The sequence below is a fragment of the Streptomyces sp. NPDC015661 genome, assembly GCF_043077765.1.
GTDB lineage: Bacteria > Actinomycetota > Actinomycetes > Streptomycetales > Streptomycetaceae > Streptomyces.
On the sequence record NZ_JBIBST010000007.1, the window covers coordinates 338582 to 359636 of the forward strand.

The window sequence follows — 21055 nt, forward strand, 5'->3', positions numbered from 1 at the left end:
GACTGACGACCACCCGCGCGTCTTACGTTTCTTATGACTTGGGGAGCACCTGTGCACCGCAGACTCATCGTTCCGAGCGCCCTCGCGGCCTCGCTGCTGCTGGCGATCCCGGCATCGGCCGCCTCGTTCACCCCGGGCGCCCCGGGCATCGGCGACTCCTACTACCCCGCCAGCGGCAACGGCGGCTACGACGTCTCCCATTACGACCTGCGCCTGAAGTACCAGCCGGCCACGGACCTCCTGGAGGGCACGGCGACGATCCTCGCCACCACCCGGCAGGACCTGTCCCGCTTCAACCTGGACCTCGGTCTGAAGGTCAGTGAGATCCGGGTGAACGGCCGCCTGGCGAAGTTCACCGCCTCGGGCGACCACGAGCTGGAGGTCACCCCGGCGTCCCCGCTGGCGAAGGGCACTCCGGTCTCGGTGGTCGTCCGCTACGCGGGCAAGCCCTCCGAGTTCAAGATCGACGGCTGGTCGGCCTGGGCCCGCACCCCGGACGGCGGCGTCGCCGCGCAGGAGCCGGACTCGGCCGTCTGGTGGTTCCCGTCCAACGACCACCCGCTGGACAAGGCCACCTTCGACGTGTCGGTCCTGGTGCCGGACGGTCACCAGGCCATCAGCAACGGTGTGCTGCAGTCGCAGTCCTCGAAGCTCGGCTGGACCCGCTACAACTGGCGCTCCAACAAGCCGCAGGCGACGTATCTGGCGACGCTCGCCGTCGGCAGGTTCGACATCACGACGGACAAGACCGCGAACGGGCTGCCCGTCCTCAACGCCTACAGCAAGGACCTCGGCGACAACGCGGGCGCGGCGCGCGCCTCGATCGAGCGCACGACCGAGGTGGCGGAGTGGCTGGAGTCGGTCTTCGGGCCGTACCCCTTCAACTCCCTCGGCGGCTACGTGCCGAACGTGACCAGCGGTTTCGCCCTGGAGACGCAGACCCGTCCGTTCTACAGCCCGCGGCAGTTCGCCAACGGCGCGAACGTGTCGGTGGTCGTCCACGAGCTGGCGCACCAGTGGTACGGCGACAGCGTGTCCGTCAAGGACTGGAAGGACATCTGGGTCAACGAGGGCTTCGCCCGCTACAGCCAGTGGCTCTGGTCCGAGAAGGAGGGCGAGGGCACGGCCCAGGAGCTGGCGGACTACGTGTACGCCACGCGGGCGGCCGACGACCCGTTCTGGACGGTGAAGCCGGGTGACCCGGGCGCCGACAACCAGTTCCACATCGCCGTGTACGACCGGGGCGCGCTGGCGCTCCAGGCGCTGCGCAACGAGGTCGGCGACGAGACCTTCTTCGCGATCCTGAAGGGCTGGCTGCAGGAGAACGCCTACGGCAACGCGCACGTCTCGGACTTCGTCACGTACGCGGAGCGGGTCTCCGGCAAGCAGCTCGCCGGTCTCTTCGACACCTGGCTGTACCAGCCGTCGAAGCCGGCCGCCCCGTCGGCGACGGCGGCGGGCCTGTCCGCCCCCGCGGCGGCGCCGTCGTCCCGCTCCGCCGCGAAGCCGGCGAAGCCCGCGCAGCCGAAGTCGTGGAAGAAGATCGCGGAGACGAACACGATCCACGAGAACGAGGCCCCCGGGGGCCACGCCGGACACTGATCCCGAGGCCCGGTCCCGCGAGGCCGTTCGTCAGCGCTGTGCGCGGCGGGCGGCCTCGCGGGCCTTTCGGGCCAGCGGGAGATAGCGCAGGCGCTCGGGCAGGACGGGCACCACGGTCCGCACGACCCGGGCGAACCGGCGCAGGGCGCGCTCCTGGGAGTCCGTCCACTCCAGGCCGATGGCCTCGCGGGCGTCCGGTGGCATCAGGCCGACGGTGAGGAAGGCCCGCAGCCGCAGGAAGGGGCGGCGGAGCACGGGCCAGAGGAGGCGGAGGGCGAGCCGGAGCGGCAGCGGGCCGCGGTCCGGGGCGGGCAGCGGCAGATCGGTGTCGAGCAGCTCCCGTACGACGGCGGTGGCCTCGATCTCCTCGGCGAGGACCTTGCGGTAGTACGGCCAGAACGCCTCGATCGTCTGCGGCATGTCCCGGTCGTGGATGCCGAGGATCCGGCCGACCTGGAGCCACTCGGCGTACAGCTGCCGCTCCTGCGCCTCGGTGAGGGGGCGGGCGAGGAGGCGGAGCCCGTGCCGGTAGACGGGGAAGCCGGTCGCGTGCACCCAGGAGTAGTAGGCCGGGGTGAGGGCGTGGTAGCGGCGGCCGTGGGCGTCGGTGCCCTGGATGGTCCGGTGCAGTTCCCGGAGCCGGCGGCCCTCCTTCGCGGCTTCCTCGCCGCCGTAGATCCACAGCTGGAGCGAGCGCAGGGAGCGCTCGCCGCGCCCCCAGGGGTCGGTGCGGAAGACGGAGTGGTCGTCGACGCCGGCGCCGATCGCGGGGTGGGCGACCTGCAGGGTGAGGGCGGCGGGCAGCATCAGGAGCGCCCGGACGTCCCCCGCGACGCTCCACAGCACTCCGCCGACGGGCGGCGGCACGGGCTCGTGACCCGCCGGGGCCCGGTCGAGCGGCTTCACACGGTCCATGGCCATCGCTCTCTCCTCACATGTCCAGGCTGCACCCATGACGAAGGGGCCGTCACCCGGGCGCTGCGGCGCGGGTGACGGCCCCTTCAGGGAAGTACGGGGTCAGGCGCGGTCGGCGCCGACCGGCTCGCCGACGATGCGGGCGGCGAGGGCGTGGGCCCAGGCGTCGACGTCGGCGTTGAGCTCGCGCTCGGCGGCGGCGCGCTCCTCGGCGATCTTGGCGGTACCGGCGGCGAGGATCGCGTCGCGCTCGGCCTGGCCCTCGGCACGGGCGGCGGCGATGGCGGCCGAGCCCTCCTCGGTGGCCTGGGAGCGGATGCGCGCGGCCTCGTGGCGGGCCTCGGCGAGCTCCGCCTCGTACTGCTCGCGGATGGCGGTGGCCTCGGAGCGCAGGTCGTCGGCGCGCCCGGTGCCGCCCTCGATGGCGTCGTCGCGCTCGTCGAGGGTGCGCTTGATCTTCGGGAGGATGCCCTTCGCCAGGATGAGGAAGGTGAGCCCGAACAGCACCAGACCGAGGATGAGCTCGGCCCAGACGGGGTTGAGCGGACCGAGGTCCATCTCGAAGACAGTGGGGTTGGAAGCGAGGGTCATGCGCGCATTCTACCTGCTCCAAAACACCACAATTCAGACACCGGGAGGAGAGTTGGCGTGATCTTGCGGGCTCGGCCAGATTCCCGGCACCCAAAGGCTACCGGAAGGTAACCACGGCTGATTGTATGTGCGGCGCCAGCCCAACCCCCCACGCACTCATGGGAGTTCACGTGTCGTTCGCCGCGCTCCGCCGCACCCCCGGCGCCGCCCTTTCGCTCGCGCTCGCCGCCGCCACCCTGGCGACCGCCGCCCCGGCCGCGTCCGCCGCCTCCACCGAGGCCCCCCGGCTGAAGGTGCTCACGTACAACACGTTCCTGTTCTCCAAGACCCTGTACCCCAACTGGGGCCAGGACCACCGGGCCCGGGCGATCCCCGCCGCCCCCTTCTTCCAGGGACAGGACGTCGTGGTGCTCCAGGAGACCTTCGACAATTCCGCCTCGGACGCCCTCAAGGCGAACGCCGCCGCGCAGTACCCGTACCAGACGCCCGTCGTGGGCCGCAGCAAGACCGGCTGGGACGCCACCGGCGGGGCCTACTCCTCGACCACGCCCGAGGACGGCGGCGTGACGATCCTCAGCAAGTGGCCGATCGTCCGCAAGGAGCAGTACGTCTACAAGGACGCCTGCGGTGCCGACTGGTACTCGAACAAGGGCTTCGCCTACACGGTGCTCGACGTGAACGGCACCCGCGTGCACGTCGTCGGCACGCACGCGCAGTCCACCGACCCGGGCTGCTCGGCGGGCGAGGCGGCGCAGATGCGCAGCCGGCAGTTCAAGACGATCGACGCCTTCCTCGACGCCAAGAACATCCCGGCGAACGAGCAGGTCATCGTCGCCGGCGACATGAACGTCGACTCGCACACCCCCGAGTACGGCACGATGCTCGCCGACGCGGACCTGGCTCCGGCCGACGCCCGCACCGGCCACCCGTACTCCTTCGACACCCAGCTGAACTCGATCGCGTCCTACCGCTACCCGACCGACCCGCGCGAGGACCTCGACTACGTCCTCTACCGCTCCGGGAACGCCCGCCCCGCCGGCTGGACCAACAACGTGGTCCTGGAGCAGAGCGAGCCGTGGACGGTCTCCAGCTGGGGCAAGCAGTACACCTACACCAACCTCTCCGACCACTACCCCGTGACCGCGTACTGACCCGCGTCAGTACCCGTAGCCGCCGAAGACGCCGTAGAGCCAGACACCGAGCACTCCGGCGACACAGAGCAGGACGAACCAGGAACCCGGGCTGGTGTGCCGCTCCCTGCGGGGCGGCCGGGCGGGGCGGGCGGCGCGAGCCGTCCGCCCCGCCTTCCTGTCCTTCCCCGGCCTTCCGGCCCGGTCCTCCCCCGGCCTTCCGGCGCGGGACGGACCCGCTCCCGGCGCGGGCTCGGCGGCCGCGGCGACATCGGCGAGCAGCCGGCGGCAGACGGCCGCGAGCTCCACCGTCCCGGCCGTCAGGTCGACGACCACCTCCGTACGGGCCGGGGCGGTCGTCCCGCCGTCCAGGATCCGCCCGGCCCGCAGCAGGGCCCGGTCCTTGCCCCCGGTCGGGGCGAGACTGATCCAGCGGCGCACATGCTCGCCCCGGATCACCACACCGCCGCCCCGCTCGCGGTAGACGGTGTGCTCCCGCCACAGGACTCCGGCCAACTCGTCGGCCGTCTCCCTGAGTTGCGCGTACATCTGACTCCCCTGTTTCGCGTTCCCCCGATTCGAACAGCCGCCGACTCTAGCCCGCGCGACCGAACATCCCCACGACGCCCCGCCCCCGCGCCCGTTACCCGCCGAAGTCGTACACGGTGACCGGTATCCCCCGCGCTTCGCGCCCGGGCCCCGTTGTGGGCATACGTTCCGCCGGGGCGGAACGGGTGGGCACAACGGACGGCGCCCCTCGCCGGGCCCAGGCTCCCGCGCCTGAACCCGCTCCGACTCGCGCGCCGGACCAGTGGTGCGGGTGCAGGCGCAGAAGGCGGAGGCGCCCGACAACGGCGCCGTCCCGTGTGCCCACCCGTCCCGCCCCAGCGGGACGATTGCCCACACGGGGGTGGTCGGGGCAAGACGCCCCCAGGTCGTTGCAGACGTGGGCGACGATCCGGACGTCCTTCCCCTGGGCGCCGTGGCGTCCCCGCGTACGTACTCGATCACGGTCATGGGGCCACCGTAGGAGGCGGCACTGACAGTGGGCGGCATCCCGGGCGTCAACCAGGGTTGACGCGCACCTCGTGTCAACCTACATTGACAACATGACCGATGCGACCGATCTCGCCGCACGGGCCGGCGACCGCGACCCCCGGGTCGGGCTGCGGGCCGTCTCCGCCCTGCGGCGGCTGCTGGAACAGCTGGAGGCCGTCCAGGTGCGCAGCGCGCGCAACCAGGGATGGTCATGGCAGGAGATCGCGACCGAGCTGGGTGTCAGCCGGCAGGCCGTCCACAAGAAGTACGGGAGGCAGTGATGTTCGAACGGTTCACGAAAGCGGCGCGCGCCACGGTGAAGGAGGCGAGCGCGTACGCGGAGCGCGGCGGCTCGGCCGTCGTCACGCCGGAGCACCTCCTCCTGGCCCTGCTCGACCGCGAGGACACCCGCGCGGCGGCCGTGCTCGGACGGCTGTGCCCGCCGGAGCGCCGCCCGTCCCTGATCTCCGCGCTCTCCGACGCCCGGCGCCGGGCCGGACTGTCCCGGGCGGACGCGGAGGCCCTGGCCGGCCTCGGCATCGACGTCGGCGCGATCGTGGAGCGCGTCGAGGAGACCCACGGCGCGGGCGCGCTGGCGGGCGACCGCAAGGACTCCGGGTGGCGGTCGGGCCGCCTCGGCTTCTCCCGCGAGGCGAAGACCGTCCTGGAGAAGTCGCTCCGCGTGGCCCTGGCCCGCAAGGACCGCGAGATCGGCGACGAGCACCTCCTCCTGGCCCTCACCGCGCTCGGCGGCGTCGTCGCCGAGGCACTGGCCGACCACGGCGTCACCTTCGCCTCCGTCGACACGGCCCTGTCCTCCCCCGCGCCCCTCTGATCCGGCTGATCCGGTTCCGCCAAGGTCTTTTACAGCGCTGGTGAGACAGCAATACTGTTGGACCATGGAGGACGCGAGCGACGACGGCCTGGTACCCGGCTACACCGTGGACGAGCTGGCCGCGCGGGCCGGGGTCACGGTGCGGACCGTGCGGTTCTACGGGACCCGGGGGCTGCTGCCGCCGCCCGTCATCGGGCCCCGGCGGGTCGGGCGTTACGGGGCCGACCACCTGTCGCGGCTCGCGCTCATCGAGGAGTTGCAGCGGCAGGGGATGACGCTGGCCGCGATCGAGCGGTATCTGGAGCAGCTGCCGGACGACCTCAGCGCGCAGGACCTCGCCATTCACCGGGCCCTGGTGGCCTCGTGGGCGCCCGAGTCCGCCGAGACGATCACCCGGCGCGAGCTGGAGCGGCGGGCCGGGCGGGCGCTGGCCGAGCGGGACGTGGACCGGCTGGCCGCGATGGGGGTGCTCGACCGGACGGACGAGGCCGACACGTACCGGCTCGACGGCGCCCTGCTGCGGCTCGGGGTCGAGCTGCTCGACGTGCCCATCGAGCACGAGACGATCCTCGCCTCCCGGACCGTGCTCCTGGAGCACGCGCGCGCCGCCGCCCAGGAGCTCTCCCGGCTCTTCCGGGACGAGGTGTGGAGCCCGTACCGGGAGAGCGGGGAGGACCCGGACCACCTGAGCGCGATGAAGTCGCTCTCGGCGCACATGCAGCCGATGGTGGTCCAGGCCCTCCTCACCGCCTTTCAGCGCTCGCTGAGCGAGGAGCTGAGGACGGCCTTCAGGAGTCGGTGAAGGTCTCGCCCCGGTCCGCCTTCTCCACCAGGAGGGCCGGCGGGGTGAACCGCTCGCCGTATGTCTCCGCCAGCTCGCGCGCGCGGGCGACGAAGCCGGCCACACCGCCCTCGTAGCCGTTGATGTACTGGAGGATGCCGCCCGTCCAGGCCGGGAAGCCGATGCCCATGATGGAGCCGATGTTGGCGTCGGCGACCGAGGTCAGGACGCCCTCCTCCAGGAGCCGGACGGTGTCCAGGGCCTCGGAGAACAGCATCCGCTCCTGCATGTCGCGGAACGGGATCTCGTACCCGGGCCTGGTGAAGTGCTCGCGCAGGCCCGGCCAGAGCTTGCCGCGCCTGCCGTCCTCGCCGTACTCGTAGAAGCCCGCGCCGCCGCTGCGGCCGGGGCGGCCGAACTCGTCGACCATGCGGTCGATGACGGCCTCGCCCGGGTGGGAGACCCAGGTGCCGCCCTCGTCCTCGATCGCCTTCTTCGTCTCGTTGCGGATCTTGCGCGGGAGGGTGAGGGTCAGCTCGTCCATGAGGGAGAGGACCTTCGCCGGGTAGCCGGCCTGGGCGGCGGCCTGCTCGATCGAGGCGGGCTCGATGCCCTCGCCGACCATCGCGACGCCCTCGTTGATGAAGTGGCCGATGACCCGCGAGGTGAAGAAGCCGCGCGAGTCGTTGACGACGATCGGCGTCTTGTTGATCTGGCGGACCAGGTCGAACGCGCGGGCCAGGGCCTCGTCGCCGGTCCGCTCGCCCTTGATGATCTCGACGAGCGGCATCTTGTCGACGGGCGAGAAGAAGTGCAGACCGATGAAGTCGGCCTGGCGCTCGACACCCTCGGCGAGGACGGAGATGGGGAGGGTGGAGGTGTTGGAGCAGAGCAGGGCGTCGGGGGCGACGACGTTCTCGATCTCCTGGAAGACCTTGTGCTTGAGCGCCGTGTCCTCGAAGACCGCCTCGATGACCGCGTCGCAGCCGGCCAGGTCCGCCGCGTCGGCGGTGGGGGTGATGCGGGCGAGGAGGGCGTCGGCCTTCTCCTGGGTCGTACGGCCCCGGGAGACGGCCTTGGCGCAGAGCTTCTCGGAGTACGCCTTGCCCTTCGCGGCGGACTCGGCGGAGACGTCCTTGAGGACGACCTCGATGCCGGCGCGGGCGCAGGAGTACGCGATGCCGGCGCCCATCATGCCGGCGCCGAGGACGGCGACCTTGCGGACCTGGCGCTTCTCGACGCCCTTCGGGCGGCTCGCGCCCGAGTTCACCGCCTGGAGGTCGAAGAAGAACGCCTGGATCATGTTCTTCGCGGTCTGGCCGATGACCAGCTCGGTGAAGTAGCGGGACTCGATGGTGATCGCGGTCTCGAAGTCGACCTGGGAGCCCTCGACGGCGGCGGCCATGATGGCCTTCGGGGCCGGGTAGGGCGCGCCGTTCAGCTGCTTGCGCAGGTTGGCCGGGAAGGCGGGCAGGTTGGCGGCGAACTTCGGGTTCGACGGGGTGCCGCCGGGGATGCGGTGGCCGGGGACGTCCCAGGGCTGGTGGGACTCGGGGTGCGCGTCGATGAAGGCGATGGCCTTGGCCATCATCTCCTCGGCGGTGGCGGCGACCTCGTGGACGAGGCCGTTGTCCAGGGCGCGCTTCGGGGCGTACTGGGTGCCCTGGAGCAGCACCTTGAGGAGGGCGTCGGTGATGCCCATGAGGCGTACGGTGCGGGCGACGCCGCCACCGCCGGGCAGCAGGCCGAGGGTGACCTCGGGCAGGCCGATCTTGGAGCCGGGGGCGTCGAGGGCGACGCGGTGGTGGGAGGCGAGGGCGATCTCGTAGCCGCCGCCGAGCGCGGCGCCGTTGATGGCGGCGACGACGGGCTTGCCGAGGGTCTCGATCCGGCGCAGCGCATTCTTGATCTCGATGGCGCTGTCGAAGATGTCCTGGGCGTGCTCGGGGCCCGCCTTGATCATGTCCTTGAGGTCGCCGCCGGCGAAGAAGGTCTTCTTCGCGGAGGTGTAGATGATGCCGCGGATGGAGTCCTTCTCGGCCTCCACGCGGTCGGCGATCGCCTTGATCGAGGCCCGGAAGGCCTGGTTCATGGTGTTGGCGGACTGGTTGGGGTCGTCGAGGACGAGGGTGACGATCCCGGTCTCGTCCTGCTCCCAGCGGATGGTGGTGCTCTCGCTCATGACTGCTGCTTCTCCGTAAGAGGGGTGCGGACGGGACGGTCAGACGCGCTCGACGACGGTGGCGATGCCCATGCCGCCGCCCACGCAGAGGGTGGCGAGGCCGTAGCGCTTGTCCTGGCGCTCCAGCTCGTCGACGAGGGTGCCGAGGATCATGCCGCCGGTGGCGCCGAGCGGGTGGCCGAGCGCGATGGCGCCGCCGTTGACGTTGACCTTGTCCAGGGAGAGGCCCATGTCCTTGACGAAGCGCAGGACGACGGCGGCGAAGGCCTCGTTGATCTCGACGAGGTCGATGTCGTCGATGGTGAGGCCGGCCTTGGCGAGCGCCTTGCGGGTGGCCGGGGCGGGGCCGGTGAGCATGATGGTCGGCTCGGAGCCGGAGACGGCCGCCGAGACGATCCGCGCGCGCGGCGTGAGCCCGTACCGCTCGCCGACCTCCTTGGAGCCGACGGCGAGGAGCGAGGCGCCGTCGACGATGCCGGAGGAGTTGCCCGCGTGGTGGACGTGGTTGATCTCCTCGACCCAGTGGTACTTCTGCAGCGCCACCGCGTCGAAGCCGCCGAGCTCGCCGATGTCCGCGAAGGAGGGCTTGAGGCGGGCGAGGGTGTCGGCGGTGGTGCCGGGGCGGATGAACTCGTCGTGGTCGAGGACGGTGAGTCCGGCGCGGTCCTTGACGGGGACGACGGAGCGGGCGAAGCGGCCGTCCTTGACGGCGGCGGCGGCGCGCTCCTGGGAGAGGGCGGCGTACTCGTCGACGTCGCGGCGGCTGAAGCCCTCGAGGGTGGCGATGAGGTCGGCGCCGATGCCCTGGGGGACGAAGTTGGTCTCCATGTTGGTCATCGGGTCGGCGAACCAGGCGCCGCCGTCGGAGGCCATCGGCACCCGGGACATGGACTCGACGCCGCCGGCGAGGACGAGGTCCTCCCAGCCGGAGCGGACCTTCATCGCGGCCATGTTGACCGCTTCGAGGCCGGAGGCGCAGAAGCGGTTCTCCTGGACGCCCGCGACGGTGTCGGGGAGTCCGGCGGCGATGGCGGCGATCCGGGCGATGTCGGAGCCCTGGTCGCCGACCGGGCCTACGACGCCGAGGACGATGTCGTCGATGGCGGCCGGGTCGAGTCCGGGGTTGCGGGCCTGGATCTCCCGGATGAGGCCGACGACCAGGTCGATGGGCTTGGTGCCGTGCAGGGAGCCGTTGGCCTTGCCGCGTCCGCGCGGGGTGCGGATCGCGTCGTACACGTACGCTTCGGTGCTCACGGGAAGCCTTTCGCGATGAGGGTTCTTCGAGGGGTGCGGGACGGGGTCAGCCGAGGAGGGAGCGGCCGATGATCTCCTTCATGATCTCCGTCGTCCCGCCGTAGATGGTCTGGATCCGGCCGTCGGTGAAGGCACGCGCGACCGGGAATTCGCTCATGTAGCCGTACCCGCCGTGCAGTTGCAGGCAGCGGTCGGCGACCCGCTTCTGGAGTTCGGTCGCCCACCACTTGGCCATGGAGGCGTTGACGGGGTCGAGTCCGAGGCCGGTCGGATCGGCGTGCTCGACGATGCAGCGGTCCACGAACGTGCGGGTGACGGCGCACTCGGTGGCCATCTCCGCGATCTCGAAGCGCACGTGCTGGAGCTTGGCGAGCGGCCGGCCGAAGGCCTCGCGCTCCTTGACGTAGCGGGTGGTGAGCTCCAGGAGGTGCTCGGCTCCGGCGATGCCCGCGACGGCGATGGCGAGGCGCTCCTGGGCGAGGTTGGTCATGAGGTGGACGAAGGCGCCGTTGAGCTCGCCGAGCAGGTTCTCCTTGGGGACGCGGACGTCGTTGAAGAAGAGTTCGGCGGTGTCCTGGGACTTCTGGCCGATCTTGTCGAGGTTCCGGCCGCGCTCGAAGCCCTCCATGCCGCGCTCGACGACGAGGAGGGAGAGGCCGTGGGCGCCGCCCTCGGGGGTGGTCTTCGCGACGACGATCACCAGGTCGGCGAGGATGCCGTTGGAGATGAAGGTCTTGGAGCCGTTGAGGATCCAGTGGTCGCCGTGGTCCTCGGCGGTGGTGCGGATGCCCTGGAGGTCGGAGCCGGCGCCGGGCTCGGTCATCGCGATGGCGGTGACGATCTCGCCGGAGCAGAAGCCGGGCAGCCAGCGGCGGCGCTGCTCGTCGGTGGCGAGCTTGGTGAGGTAGGGGCCGATGATGTCGTTGTGCAGGCCGATGGCGAGTCCGGGGGCGGCCGCCTTGGTGAACTCCTCGGCGAGGACGGAGGCGTAGCGGAAGTCGGGGTTGCCGCCGCCGCCGTGCTCCTCCTCGACGGCGAGGCCGAGGAGGCCCTGCCGGCCCGCGGCGAGCCAGGCCTCGCGGGAGACGATGCCGTCCTTCTCCCACTGCTCGTAGTGGGGCAGCACCTCCTTCTCCAGGAAGGTGCGCACCGTCGCGCGGAAGGCCTCGTGGTCCTCGGTGTAGAGCTGACGCTTCATGCTTCGGGCTCCTGAGTTTTCAGGGTGGGTACGGCCCAGTCGCGGGCGACCTCTGCGGTGTCGGCACCGGGCAGGGCGGGGCCCGTGCGGAGGGTGCCGGGAGTGACGGAGAAACGGGGCGCGGGGGCGGGCTGGGCGATCCCGTCCCGCTCGGCGAAGGTGGCGCGGGCGGCCAGGTGCGGGTGGGAAGGGGCCTCACGAAGGGAGAGGACGGGAGCGACACAGGCGTCAGTGCCCTCGAAGACGGACCTCCACTCCTCGCGGGTACGACTCCGGAAGCGGTCGGCGACGGCCTTGCGCAGCTCGGGCCAGCGGGCGAGGTCACGGCGGGCGGGGGCGACGTCCTCGATGCCGAGGAGGCGGACGAATTCCGCGTAGAACTGCTCCTCCAGGGCTCCGACCGCCATGTGGCCGCCGTCGGAGGTCTCGTACACGCCGTAGAAGGGGCAGCCGCCGTCGAGCAGGTTCACGCCCCGGCGGTCCTGCCAGCCGCCGGCCGCGAGCATGCCGTGGATCATGGTGGTCAGGTGTGCGGTGCCGTCGACGATGGCGGCGTCGACGACCTGGCCCTCGCCGTGTGTCCGGGCGTGCTGGAGGGCGGCGAGGACGCCGATGACGAGGTAGAGGGAGCCGCCCGCGTAGTCGCCGACGAGGTTGGCGGGGATCGTCGGCGGGCCGTCCGGGTCGGGGCCGATCATGCCGAGGGCGCCGGTGATCGCGATGTAGCCGATGTCGTGTCCGGCGGTGGGGGCGAGCGGCCCGCCCTGACCCCAGCCGGTCATCCGGCCGTAGACGAGGCGCGGGTTGCGGGCGAGGCAGGCCTCGGGGCCGACGCCGAGGCGTTCGGCGACGCCGGGCCGGTAGCCCTCGACCAGGATGTCGGCCCGCTCGACGAGGTCGAGCACGGTGGCGGGGCCGTCCTCGGCCTTGAGGTCGACGAGGACGGAGCGCTTGTTGCGGTTGGTGAGGTCGCGGGCGGGATCGATGCCGAGGCCGGCGCCGCCGGGCCGGTCGACGCGGACGACGTCGGCGCCGAGGTCGGCGAGGAGCATGGCGGCGAAGGGGCCGGGCCCGATGCCGGCGAGTTCGACCACACGCACCCCGGTGAGCGGGCCGTTGCGGGCGGTGTGCGTCGTGCTCATCGAGCCCCCAGGAGTGTGTGACACCAATGATGTAACACCGGAGATGCTAGGAACGTGTTCCACTCGGCACAAGCCCCCCGGCCGAGCAAGCGCTTGGAAATTCCGGAGGCCGGGGCCCGGGGGGAGCCGTGCCCGGGTTCCGCTATCCTCCGCCGACGACAACCGCGCGCGGCGGCGCGGTACGGCCGAGACGAGGGTCTTGATGGAGACAGGGGCGGGCGTGGGACGCGAGACCGGAGCCAGACCGTACGACGTGGTGCTCTTCGGGGCGACCGGCTTCGTGGGCGAGCTCACCGCGGAGTACCTGGCCGAGCACGCCCCGGCGGAGTGCCGCTGGGCGCTCGCCGGGCGCAGCCTCGGCAAGCTGGAGGCCCTGCGGGAGCGGCTCGCCGCCGGGCGTCCACACCTCACCGGTCTGCCGCTGGTCGTCGCCGACTCGGCCGATCCCGGCTCCCTGCGCGAACTCGCCGAGTCCGCACGGGTGGTGGCGACCACGGTCGGCCCGTACGTCTGGTACGGCGAGGGTCTGGTCGCGGCCTGCGCGGAGGCGGGCACGGACTATCTGGACCTGACGGGCGAGGCCGAGTTCGTGGACCTCATGTTCGTACGGCACGACGCGCGGGCGCGCGAGACCGGTGCCCGGATCGTGCACGCCTGCGGCTTCGACTCCGTCCCGCACGACCTGGGCGTGTACTTCACCGTCCGGCAGCTGCCGGAGGACGTACCGCTGCGCGTCGACGGCTTCGTCCGGGCCGGGGCCGCGTTCTCCGGCGGCACCTTCGCCTCGGCGCTGACCGCCTTCGGCCGGGGCCGGGAGATCCTCCGGGCCGCGCACGAACGGCGGCTGCACGAACCGCGCCTGGTGGGCCGCCGGGCCCGCGCGCCGCTCGGCGGGCCCCGGTTCAGCCGGGAGACCGGCACCTGGGCGCTGCCGCTGCCGACGCTCGACCCGCAGGTCGTGGCCCGCTCGGCCGCCGCCCTCGAACGGTACGGACCGGACTTCCGCTACCGGCACTACGCCTCGGTGAAGACCCTCCCGATGGCCCTCGGAGGCGCCGCCGCCGTCGGCGCGGGCGTCGCGGCGGCCCAAATCCCCCCGGTCCGCTCCTGGCTGATGGGGCGTTACTCCGCGGGCGAGGGCCCCTCGGCCGAGCGGCGGGCCCGCAGCTGGTTCTCGGTCCGGTTCGTCGGCGAGGGCGGCGGACGGCGGGTCTTCACCGAGGTCTCGGGCGGCGACCCGGGCTACGACGAGACGGCGAGGATGCTCGCCGAGTCGGCGCTCTGCCTCGCCTTCGACACCCTGCCGAAGACCGCGGGCCAGGTGACGACGGCGGTGGCGATGGGCGACGCCCTGACGGCCCGCCTGCGGGCGGCGGGCATCCGTTTCCGGGTGGCGCACCGGGGCTAACGCTTCTGCGTGCCGCCGGGACGGATGACGGCGGTGCCCGCCTCCAGGTCGATGCCGGTGCGGGGCGGGGCGCCGTCCTGGACGTCGTGGCGGATCAGCCGCTCCTCCTCGCGCTGCTCGATCTGGACGCGCTTGTTCGCGTTCAGGAAGGCGAGCAGTTCGTCGGTGGCGGTGGCGCCGGCGCCGGTCCGCGTGTCCCTGGCGCGGGCGGCGAGGGCACGGCGCACCCATGCCGGCCGGCCCGTCCGCAGCACCACGTGCCGGGCCGCGCCGAGCAGGAAGGGCACCAGGACGACCACCGCCATGACCATCACGCCGATCATCATCACCATGCCCACCCAACGGGCGGCGGCGCGAGGGCGTTCCCTCCTCGCCGGTCCCGCGGGTCAGGGCCGTACGAGCCGGAAGGGGTGGCCGGCCGGGTCCGCGTAGACACGCCAGAGGGCGTCGCCGGTCTCCCCGTCGAGCGGTACGGCTCCGAGGGCGAGGACGGCCTCGTGCGCGGCGGCCAGGTCGTCGACGCGCACGTCGAGGAGGAACTGCTGCTCGGGCGCGCCCCAGACGGGCGGCAGGTGGTCGGCGACCCCCTGGAAGGCGAGGACCGGTCCTTCCGCGCCGCGCAGGACGGCGGAGCCTTCGCCGACGGCCCAGCGGGGATCGGGTCTCTCGATCTCGCCGCCGATCAACTTCTGGTAGAACGCGGCGAGTTCGAGGGCGTCGGGGCAGTCGACCACGACGCACCGCAGCCGCCCGATCACCCGAGCGTCCAGCTGGTGAGGACGTACAGGATGGCGCAGGTCCAGGCCAGGGCGAGCACGCCGGCGGCGGCGAGGACCAGGGTCAGGCCGCGCCCGGTCGAACGCGGCGGAGCGGAAAGGGGAGTTGTCATGAACCCCACTCTGCCGGGCCGGGCGGCGGACCGGTATCCGTACGCGTACTCAGACGCCCCCGAGTGCTTCCTTGAGGGCCCTGCGACAGAGGGAGTCGGCGTGCCGCGTGGTCTCCGGGATCCGGTAGCGCGGGGCGAGGCGGAGGGTGTGGGCGCAGGCGTTGGCGAGGGAGACGCGGTGGCCGACCGAGACGAACACGGGCTTCACCCCGGCCTGGGTGCGCAGGGCCCGGCCCACCTCCTCGCCCTCGGCCAGGAGCGGGGCGGCGTCCCCGCGCGCCGGGCCGGGCTGGGCGTAGGTGAAGGTGAAGGGGTTCTTGGCGACGCCGATGGACGGCCGTCCGGTGAGCACCCCGAGGTGGCTGGCGAGCCCGAAGCGGCGGGGGTGGGCGAGGCCGTAGCCGTCGCAGACCAGGAGGCCCGGGTCGGCGGTGAGGGCGTCGAGCGCGGCGAGCACGGTCGGGATCTCCCGGAAGGCGAGGAGCCCGGGGACGTACGGGAAGGAGACCCGGCCGACCGCCGTGGCCTCCTCCACCACGTCCAGGGTCCGCGCGTCGAGCACGACGGCCGCGGCGGCCACGAGGTCCCGCTCGTCGTCGTAGGCCACGTCGAGGCCGGTGACGTGGCCCTCGCCGACCGCGGGCCCCTCCTCGTCGCGCACGAGCCGTCCGCGCAGCTCCCGCTGGACGGCCCGGGCGGCGCTCTCGTCGGCGGGCCAGCCCGCCGGAATCTCGATGATCGTCATGATGCGGGCCACCCTACGGCGGGCGGGGCGGCCGTTCCGAGGGCTGGAACGCGCCGTCCCCGCCGGGACGGCCACGGGTAGCCTGGCGATCATGTTCGTACTGGAATTGACCTACACCGCGCCCGTAGAGCGGGTGGACGCGCTGCTCGACGCGCACGTCGAGTGGCTGGACGCGCAGTACGCCGAGGGCGTGTTCCTGGCGTCGGGGCGGAAGAACCCGCGGGACGGCGGGGTGATCCTGGCCGCCGGGGTCGACCGCGCGGAGATCGAGAGGATCGCGGCGGCCGACCCGTTCAGCGTCGAGGGCGTGTGCGAGTACCGGATCACGGAGTTCTACGCGACCAAGACGGCCGACGGGATCGCCGCGTACCGGGAGCAGCTGCCCTCCTAGGGGGGTCTTGCCGATCAGGGCTTCGCGGCCAGGCGGGCGATGCGGCCCTTCTCCCCCGAGGCCCAGCAGGAGCCGTCCGCGGTGCAGTCGACCGTGTCGTACGAGCCGGTGTCGACCGTGCGCCAGGTGCGGCCGCCGTCGGTCGTGAGGTCGGTGCCGGTCGGGCCGACGGCGAGCGCGGCGCCCCTGCTGTGCGGGAGCCAGGCGACGCCCGAGCGGTAGGCGGGCGGCGGCGTGCCGGCCGGGAGCCAGCTCCGGCCGCCGTCGGTGGAGACCGCGCCGGCCTGCGGAGACGGCTGGTCCTTGCGGTAGTCGCCGCCGACGGCGATGCCGTGCGTGCGGTCGCGGAAGGCGAGCCCGAAGACGCCGCGGGCCGGGTCGCCGGCCGGGATCGGCGTCTCCGTGGCGGTCCAGGTCAGTCCGCGGTCCGCGGAGTGGAGCACGCGCGCGGTGGCCCCGCCGCCGGTCGCGAGCCACACGTCGCGGGGGCCGGCCGACACGAGGCACTGGCCGCTCGCGGCGAAGCCGGCCTCGCCGGGGAGCGCGTCGGGCATCCCGGCGCTCGGCAGGACCTGCCAGGAGCGGCCGCCGTCGCCGGTGGAGAGGATGCGGTACTTCCCGTCGACCGGGTCGCTCATGGCGAGCCCGTGCCGGTGGTCGAAGAAGGTCATGCAGTCGTAGAAGGCCCGCGCGTCGGTGTTGCGGAAGGACTCGGTCCAGGTGGCGCCGCCGTCCTCGGTGCGCAGCACCCGGGAGGCCTCGCCCTCCCCGATGGCGAGGACGACGGCCCGGCGGGCGTCGAAGGCCTCGACGTCGCGGAACTCCAGGTCGCCCGCGCCGGCCGGCGACACGTTGCGCCAGCTCCGGCCGCCGTCGGTGGTGCGCAGCACCGTGCCCTTCGAACCGGCGGCCCAGGCGGTCCTGCGGTCGACCGGCGCGAGCCCCCGGAAACGGGCGTCGGTGCCGGTCGGTGTCAGCTGCCAGCCGGCCGCTGCCGTGGGGGTCTCCCCGGCCCGCGCCGGGGCGGCCAGGGTCAGCGCGAGCGCCGCCCCGATCAGCCCCACCGACATCATTCGTCTCGTCTTCCCCATGGACGTCATGGCGCCGGAAGCTAGTGCCCCGGGCCGCTCCCCGTCCAGGGTGCGTCCCGGGCCGGGCGTTCCTAGGCTGGGTCGCATGACGGAAGGTGAAGGTACGACGGAGGAGCGGCCCCGCCTCAAGGAGTACGAGGGCGAGGGGATCACCGTCACGTTCGAGCCGCGCCGCTGTCTGCACGCGGCCGAGTGCGTCCACGGCCTGCCGGAGGTCTTCGACCTGTCCCGGCGCCCGTGGGTGCTGCCCGACGCCGCCGAGGCGGACCGGGTCGCGGAGATCGTCCGGCGCTGCCCCTCCGGGGCGCTCCAGTACCACCACCGCCCCGAGGACGCCGTGCCCGAGCCCCCGGACTCCCCCACCACGGTGCACCGCACCCCCTCCGGGCAGCTGGTGGTCCGCGGCGACCTGGTCGTGACCGGCGCCCACGGGGACCGCCACGAGACCCGGGTGATGCTCTGCGGCTGCGGAGCCTCGGGAAACCAGCCGTACTGCGACCACTCGGGCCCCTGCGCGGAACCGGACGACGACGACGTCCCCGAACAACGCTGACGACCAGCTCCGCCCAAAGGAACGCCGACACCCGGTCCTGCCACGGAGAAGCGCCGACACCCGGCCCAGCCATGAAGCAACGCCGAGAAACGGCCCCACCACGGAGAAGCGCCGACAACCGGCGCCCCACCACGGAGAAGCGCCGACACCTGGCCCAACCACGTGCACGCATCAACCCCACCCCAGCCGCACACGCCCCACCCACCCCAGCCCTACGCGCAAGCACGCCCGACGGCACCAGCCCACCCCGGCCTTCGCGTGGGGCATCCCCAGGACCCCGGTGACACAGGTCACGTGGCACCCCAGTGCACGTTCCGCTCCTCCCGCTCGTCTAGAGGGGTGTCAGGTGCCCTGGTGTCGGGGAGACGCACAGGATCCGAAGCCCGCGTGAGAGGAGCCGGTCTTGTCCGCCGTCATCGAGCAGGCCGTGCAAGCCCGTCTGGTCGCATCCGCTCCCCGGATGGAGACCGTCCCCGCCACCCTCCGGTACGACCGTGAGGATCCGTACGCCGTGAGCATGGCCTTCCCGCCGCCGGCGACCCTGGAGGGCGTCGAGGTCTCCTGGGCCTTCGCGCGCGAGCTCCTCGTCCAGGGGGTCGAGCGCCCGGCCGGCGTCGGGGACGTGCGTCTGCGTCCGTACGGCTACGACCGCACCGTGGTCGAGTTCCACGCCCCGGAGGGGGTGGCGATGGTCCACGTGCGGACCGCCGAGCTGCGCCGCTTCCTGGAGCGCTCGCAGCACCTCGTCCCGGCCGGGCGCGAGCACCAGTACCTGGACTGGGACCAGGACCTGGCGGAGCTGCTCCGCGACCGCCCGTGAGCGGATCCGCGTCAAATCGTTTGCCGCTCCTCCGGTCCCGGGCGTACGGTCGATCCTGACCTTGTCGTCACCCGATCGGAGAAGGACGTTGCTCGTCTGAGGTTGCGAGACACCGAGCCGCGCGTGCCCCCTGTGCCGCGTGTGCCGTTCTCGACCTCGGCGTACGAGCCGTTCTCCACACTGCCCGCGCCCCGGTGTCTCTCGCGTTGCCCCTTTTTCCTGCTTACGCGACCGGGAGGCCTCCATGGCACATCACCCCACCTTCCTCACCTGTTCCTCGCTCTCCTTCTCCTGGCCCGACGGCACGGAGGTCTTCGACGACTTCCGGCTCTCCGTCGGCCCCGGCCGCACCGGCCTCGTCGGGCTGAACGGCTCCGGCAAGTCCACGCTCCTGAAGCTGTTCGCGGGCGAACTGGCCCCGCAGGACGGCAGGGTCCGGGTCACCGGCGAGCTCGGTTACCTCCCGCAGAACCTGGTCCTGGACACCTCCCGGCGGGTGGACGAGATCCTCGGCATCGCCGCCACGCGGGCCGCCCTGCACGCCATCGAGTCGGGCGACCCCGCGGAGGAGCACTTCACCGCGGTCGGCGACGACTGGGACGTGGAGGAGCGGGCCCGGGCCGTCCTCGACCAGCTCGGTCTCGACCACGTCGGTCTCGACCGGACGGTGGGCGAGATCTCGGGCGGCGAGTCCGTGCTGCTGCGCCTCGCCGCGCTGCTGCTCGCCCGACCTGACGTACTCCTGCTCGACGAACCCACCAACAATCTGGATCTGCACGCCCGCGCCCGGCTGTACGAGGCGGTGGAGAAGTGGTCCGGGGTCCTGGTCGTGGTCAGCCACGACCGTGAACTCCTGGAGCGGGTCGACCAGATCGCCGATCTCCGCGACGGCGAGGTCGCCTGGTACGGCGGCAACTGGTCCGCCTACGAGACCGCGCTCGCCGCGGAACAGGAGGCGGCGGAGCGGATGGTGCGGGTCGCCGAGGCCGACGTACAGCGCCAGAAGCGCGAACTGTCCGAGACCCAGGCGAAGTTGGCCCGGCGAAGGCGGTACGGGCAGAAGAGCTTCGAGAACAAGGTCGCGTCGAAGCTCGTGGCCAACAGCAACAAGAGGGAGGCGCAGGTCACGGCCGGCAAGCAGCGCACCCTGCACGCGGAGCGCCTCTCGGAGGCGAAGGAGCGGCTCGACGCGGCCGTGGAGGCGGTACGGGACGACGACGAGATCAGGGTCGAACTGCCCCGCACCTCGGTGCCGCCGGGCCGCGAGGTCCTGCACCTGCGGGACCTGGAGCTGCGGTACGGGGCGAGGGTCGGCGGCGCGTTCGAGCTGCGCGGCCCGGAGCGGATCGCCCTGGTCGGCCGGAACGGCGCCGGGAAGACGACGCTGCTCCGGACGATCGCCGGCGAGCTGGAGCCGCTGTCGGGCGAGACGGACGCGCGGGTGCCGCTGCGCTTCCTGCCGCAGCGGCTCGACGTGCTCGACGACGGGCTGAGCGTGGTGGAGAACGTGGCCCGCTTCGCGCCCGCTGCGACGCCGAACACGATCAGGGCCCGGCTCGCCCGGTTCCTGTTCCGGGGGGCGCGGGCGGATCAGCCCGTCGGCACGCTGTCGGGCGGGGAGCGGTTCCGGGCGACGCTGGCCGCACTGCTCCTCGCGGAGCCGGCTCCGCAGCTGCTGATGCTGGACGAGCCGACGAACAATCTGGACATGGCGTCGGTCCGGAAGCTGACGGCGGCCCTCGACGCCTACGAGGGGGCGCTGATCGTGGCGAGCCACGACGTGGCGTTCCTGGAGTCGCTGGGGATCACCCGCTGGCTGCTGCTCGACGGTGAGCTGCGGCCGACGACCGCGGAGGAGGTCAGGGGGACGGCCCCGAGCCCTCGCCGGAGGCCCGACGCCGGCGGGAACGCCGGGGCAGGGGTGGAGCAGGTGCTAGCGGTGGAGTAAGGCCCAGGACTTGGTGCCTCCGCCGGGCGTGAGGACGGGGGCGAGTCCCCAGTCCCCGCCGTGCGCGTCGACCGCCGCGGCCAGCAGCCACATGCTGCGGCTGCGGCGGTCGCGGCATTCCTCGGCCGCGTGCGGCGTGCCATGGGCCGGGTGCTGGTCGTAGACGACGATCCGAAGGGCCTCGAACTGCCACCGGACGCGCAGGATCATCTCCCGGTCGGGGGTGAACCGGTAGGCGGCGGAGACGAGTTCGGAGGCGGCGAGGGCGGCGGTCTCGCAGAGCTCGGACAGGCCGTGCCGGGTGAGGAGCGTGCGGACCGCCTGCCGCGCGAGTCCCGCGCAGTAGGCGCCGCCGGGGAGCAGCATCGAGTAGCTGAGGTTCTCCGTGGCGGGAGGTATGGGCCCGGCCGTGGCGGCGGCCGGGAGGCAACGCAGGGCGCCCTTCATCGGTTTGCTCACATTTCCTGGTGCATGGGGGGGTACCTGCACACGGAATCCGTAGCCCCGTGTGAGACTTGCGCTACCGACCGTAGCCTACGACC

The 21055-nt window shown here is 72.6% G+C and carries 23 protein-coding genes; 10 read left to right on the forward strand and 13 right to left on the reverse strand.

Translation table 11 applies throughout. The features are described 5' to 3' along the window. Positions 1–51 precede the first annotated feature (51 nt). The gene (locus ACF07V_RS20945) at positions 52–1602 is read left to right on the forward strand and encodes a M1 family metallopeptidase (protein ID WP_392156106.1); all 1551 of its coding nucleotides are present in this window, start codon (positions 52–54) and stop codon (positions 1600–1602) included. Between the two features lie 30 nt (positions 1603–1632). Here ACF07V_RS20945 and ACF07V_RS20950 read toward each other — a convergent pair whose 3' ends face one another. Both ACF07V_RS20950 and ACF07V_RS20955 read right to left on the reverse strand, forming a co-directional pair. Then, entirely contained in the window at positions 1633–2523 is an 891-nt protein-coding gene (locus ACF07V_RS20950) for an oxygenase MpaB family protein (RefSeq protein ID WP_392156108.1), read from the reverse strand. A gap of 96 nt (positions 2524–2619) precedes the next feature. Beyond that, on the reverse strand, positions 2620–3108 hold the full coding sequence (locus ACF07V_RS20955) for a hypothetical protein (protein WP_392156110.1): 489 nt from the start codon (positions 3106–3108) through the stop codon (positions 2620–2622). 158 nt (positions 3109–3266) lie between these two features. On the opposite strand from ACF07V_RS20955, the gene sph reads away from it, so the two are divergent. Beyond that, positions 3267–4259, forward strand: a complete 993-nt coding sequence (gene sph / locus ACF07V_RS20960; protein WP_392156112.1) for a sphingomyelin phosphodiesterase — start codon at positions 3267–3269, stop codon at positions 4257–4259. A 6-nt stretch (positions 4260–4265) separates the two neighbouring features. Here the strand turns inward: sph and ACF07V_RS20965 are convergent, their stop codons facing one another. Beyond that, entirely contained in the window at positions 4266–4787 is a 522-nt protein-coding gene (locus ACF07V_RS20965) for a hypothetical protein (protein WP_392156114.1), read from the reverse strand. A 560-nt stretch (positions 4788–5347) separates the two neighbouring features. Here ACF07V_RS20965 and ACF07V_RS20970 point away from each other — a divergent pair. The 3 genes from ACF07V_RS20970 to ACF07V_RS20980 all read left to right on the forward strand — a co-directional run bounded on the left by ACF07V_RS20970 (position 5348) and on the right by ACF07V_RS20980 (position 6913). Continuing rightward, positions 5348–5557, forward strand: a complete 210-nt coding sequence (locus ACF07V_RS20970; RefSeq protein WP_030315760.1) for a helix-turn-helix domain-containing protein — start codon at positions 5348–5350, stop codon at positions 5555–5557. Then, positions 5557–6111 (forward strand): Clp protease N-terminal domain-containing protein, encoded by a 555-nt coding sequence (locus ACF07V_RS20975; RefSeq protein ID WP_392156115.1) that lies wholly within the window; start codon positions 5557–5559, stop codon positions 6109–6111. Before ACF07V_RS20970 ends, ACF07V_RS20975 begins: the two co-directional genes overlap by 1 nt. 64 nt (positions 6112–6175) lie before the next feature. Continuing rightward, positions 6176–6913 (forward strand): MerR family transcriptional regulator, encoded by a 738-nt coding sequence (locus ACF07V_RS20980; RefSeq protein WP_392156117.1) that lies wholly within the window; start codon positions 6176–6178, stop codon positions 6911–6913. Here the strand turns inward: ACF07V_RS20980 and ACF07V_RS20985 are convergent. The 4 genes from ACF07V_RS20985 to ACF07V_RS21000 are packed head-to-tail and all read right to left on the reverse strand — an operon-like array spanning position 6900 to position 12668. After that, positions 6900–9074 (reverse strand): 3-hydroxyacyl-CoA dehydrogenase NAD-binding domain-containing protein, encoded by a 2175-nt coding sequence (locus ACF07V_RS20985; protein WP_392156119.1) that lies wholly within the window; start codon positions 9072–9074, stop codon positions 6900–6902. The genes ACF07V_RS20980 and ACF07V_RS20985 overlap by 14 nt on opposite strands. A gap of 39 nt (positions 9075–9113) precedes the next feature. After that, positions 9114–10328, reverse strand: coding sequence for an acetyl-CoA C-acetyltransferase (locus ACF07V_RS20990; RefSeq protein ID WP_392156120.1), 1215 nt, complete (start codon positions 10326–10328; stop codon positions 9114–9116). Between the two features lie 46 nt (positions 10329–10374). Continuing rightward, the gene (locus tag ACF07V_RS20995) at positions 10375–11526 is read right to left on the reverse strand and encodes an acyl-CoA dehydrogenase family protein (RefSeq protein WP_392156122.1); all 1152 of its coding nucleotides are present in this window, start codon (positions 11524–11526) and stop codon (positions 10375–10377) included. Then, positions 11523–12668 carry a CaiB/BaiF CoA transferase family protein gene (locus tag ACF07V_RS21000; RefSeq protein ID WP_392156124.1) on the reverse strand — a complete coding sequence of 382 codons (1146 nt, stop codon included), beginning with the start codon at positions 12666–12668 and terminating at the stop codon, positions 11523–11525. Before ACF07V_RS21000 ends, ACF07V_RS20995 begins: the two co-directional genes overlap by 4 nt. Before the next feature lie 202 nt (positions 12669–12870). On the opposite strand from ACF07V_RS21000, the gene ACF07V_RS21005 reads away from it, so the two are divergent. Next, entirely contained in the window at positions 12871–14076 is a 1206-nt protein-coding gene (locus ACF07V_RS21005) for a saccharopine dehydrogenase family protein (protein ID WP_392156126.1), read from the forward strand. Here ACF07V_RS21005 and ACF07V_RS21010 read toward each other — a convergent pair. From ACF07V_RS21010 to ACF07V_RS21025, 4 genes are read right to left on the reverse strand one after another with little or no spacing between them, the layout of a single operon-like run. Continuing rightward, positions 14073–14408 carry a DUF6191 domain-containing protein gene (locus tag ACF07V_RS21010; protein ID WP_392156128.1) on the reverse strand — a complete coding sequence of 112 codons (336 nt, stop codon included), beginning with the start codon at positions 14406–14408 and terminating at the stop codon, positions 14073–14075. The two genes, ACF07V_RS21005 and ACF07V_RS21010, sit on opposite strands and share 4 nt — an antisense overlap. A 54-nt stretch (positions 14409–14462) precedes the next feature. Beyond that, positions 14463–14834 (reverse strand): VOC family protein, encoded by a 372-nt coding sequence (locus tag ACF07V_RS21015; protein ID WP_392156130.1) that lies wholly within the window; start codon positions 14832–14834, stop codon positions 14463–14465. Then, entirely contained in the window at positions 14831–14965 is a 135-nt protein-coding gene (gene mmpA / locus ACF07V_RS21020) for a morphogenic membrane protein MmpA (protein WP_392156132.1), read from the reverse strand. The genes ACF07V_RS21015 and mmpA overlap by 4 nt, the downstream gene beginning before the upstream one ends. Before the next feature lie 49 nt (positions 14966–15014). Beyond that, positions 15015–15710: an endonuclease V gene (locus tag ACF07V_RS21025; RefSeq protein WP_392156134.1), complete on the reverse strand. Its 696-nt coding sequence runs from the start codon at positions 15708–15710 to the stop codon at positions 15015–15017. 91 nt (positions 15711–15801) lie between these two features. Here ACF07V_RS21025 and ACF07V_RS21030 point away from each other — a divergent pair, with 91 nt between their 5' ends. Continuing rightward, a complete protein-coding gene (locus ACF07V_RS21030; RefSeq protein ID WP_392156136.1) occupies positions 15802–16101 on the forward strand; it encodes a YciI family protein in 300 nt (99 codons plus the stop codon). Between the two features lie 14 nt (positions 16102–16115). Here the strand turns inward: ACF07V_RS21030 and ACF07V_RS21035 are convergent, their stop codons facing one another. Then, complete coding sequence (locus ACF07V_RS21035) at positions 16116–17201, reverse strand: WD40/YVTN/BNR-like repeat-containing protein (RefSeq protein WP_392156138.1); 1086 nt, start codon at positions 17199–17201, stop codon at positions 16116–16118. Between the two features lie 76 nt (positions 17202–17277). Between ACF07V_RS21035 and ACF07V_RS21040 the strand changes: the two genes are divergently transcribed. From ACF07V_RS21040 to ACF07V_RS21050, 3 genes are all read left to right on the forward strand, one after another. Then, positions 17278–17745: a (4Fe-4S)-binding protein gene (locus tag ACF07V_RS21040; protein WP_392156139.1), complete on the forward strand. Its 468-nt coding sequence runs from the start codon at positions 17278–17280 to the stop codon at positions 17743–17745. 403 nt (positions 17746–18148) lie between these two features. Next, positions 18149–18565, forward strand: coding sequence for an SsgA family sporulation/cell division regulator (locus ACF07V_RS21045; protein WP_392156141.1), 417 nt, complete (start codon positions 18149–18151; stop codon positions 18563–18565). Between the two features lie 244 nt (positions 18566–18809). Further along, on the forward strand, positions 18810–20513 hold the full coding sequence (locus tag ACF07V_RS21050) for an ABC-F family ATP-binding cassette domain-containing protein (protein ID WP_392156143.1): 1704 nt from the start codon (positions 18810–18812) through the stop codon (positions 20511–20513). On the opposite strand, the gene ACF07V_RS21055 is transcribed toward ACF07V_RS21050, so the two are convergent. Beyond that, positions 20499–20972 carry an ATP-binding protein gene (locus ACF07V_RS21055; protein ID WP_392156144.1) on the reverse strand — a complete coding sequence of 158 codons (474 nt, stop codon included), beginning with the start codon at positions 20970–20972 and terminating at the stop codon, positions 20499–20501. The genes ACF07V_RS21050 and ACF07V_RS21055 overlap by 15 nt on opposite strands. Between the last annotated feature and the right edge of the window lie 83 nt (positions 20973–21055).

What these genes read in the sequence shown, in the direction of transcription:
- ACF07V_RS20950 (WP_392156108.1), bottom strand. Translation starts at nt 2,523, where the DNA reads ATGGCCATGGACCGTGTGAAGCCGCTCGACCGGGCCCCGGCGGGTCAC.
- ACF07V_RS20955 (WP_392156110.1), bottom strand. Translation starts at nt 3,108, where the DNA reads ATGACCCTCGCTTCCAACCCCACTGTCTTCGAGATGGACCTCGGTCCG.
- sph (WP_392156112.1), top strand. Translation starts at nt 3,267, where the DNA reads ATGGGAGTTCACGTGTCGTTCGCCGCGCTCCGCCGCACCCCCGGCGCC.
- ACF07V_RS20965 (WP_392156114.1), bottom strand. Translation starts at nt 4,787, where the DNA reads ATGTACGCGCAACTCAGGGAGACGGCCGACGAGTTGGCCGGAGTCCTG.
- ACF07V_RS20970 (WP_030315760.1), top strand. Translation starts at nt 5,348, where the DNA reads ATGACCGATGCGACCGATCTCGCCGCACGGGCCGGCGACCGCGACCCC.
- ACF07V_RS20975 (WP_392156115.1), top strand. Translation starts at nt 5,557, where the DNA reads ATGTTCGAACGGTTCACGAAAGCGGCGCGCGCCACGGTGAAGGAGGCG.
- ACF07V_RS20980 (WP_392156117.1), top strand. Translation starts at nt 6,176, where the DNA reads ATGGAGGACGCGAGCGACGACGGCCTGGTACCCGGCTACACCGTGGAC.
- ACF07V_RS20985 (WP_392156119.1), bottom strand. Translation starts at nt 9,074, where the DNA reads ATGAGCGAGAGCACCACCATCCGCTGGGAGCAGGACGAGACCGGGATC.
- ACF07V_RS20995 (WP_392156122.1), bottom strand. Translation starts at nt 11,526, where the DNA reads ATGAAGCGTCAGCTCTACACCGAGGACCACGAGGCCTTCCGCGCGACG.
- ACF07V_RS21000 (WP_392156124.1), bottom strand. Translation starts at nt 12,668, where the DNA reads ATGAGCACGACGCACACCGCCCGCAACGGCCCGCTCACCGGGGTGCGT.
- ACF07V_RS21005 (WP_392156126.1), top strand. Translation starts at nt 12,871, where the DNA reads ATGGAGACAGGGGCGGGCGTGGGACGCGAGACCGGAGCCAGACCGTAC.
- ACF07V_RS21010 (WP_392156128.1), bottom strand. Translation starts at nt 14,408, where the DNA reads ATGGTGATGATGATCGGCGTGATGGTCATGGCGGTGGTCGTCCTGGTG.
- mmpA (WP_392156132.1), bottom strand. Translation starts at nt 14,965, where the DNA reads ATGACAACTCCCCTTTCCGCTCCGCCGCGTTCGACCGGGCGCGGCCTG.
- ACF07V_RS21025 (WP_392156134.1), bottom strand. Translation starts at nt 15,710, where the DNA reads ATGACGATCATCGAGATTCCGGCGGGCTGGCCCGCCGACGAGAGCGCC.
- ACF07V_RS21030 (WP_392156136.1), top strand. Translation starts at nt 15,802, where the DNA reads ATGTTCGTACTGGAATTGACCTACACCGCGCCCGTAGAGCGGGTGGAC.
- ACF07V_RS21035 (WP_392156138.1), bottom strand. Translation starts at nt 17,201, where the DNA reads ATGACGTCCATGGGGAAGACGAGACGAATGATGTCGGTGGGGCTGATC.
- ACF07V_RS21040 (WP_392156139.1), top strand. Translation starts at nt 17,278, where the DNA reads ATGACGGAAGGTGAAGGTACGACGGAGGAGCGGCCCCGCCTCAAGGAG.
- ACF07V_RS21050 (WP_392156143.1), top strand. Translation starts at nt 18,810, where the DNA reads ATGGCACATCACCCCACCTTCCTCACCTGTTCCTCGCTCTCCTTCTCC.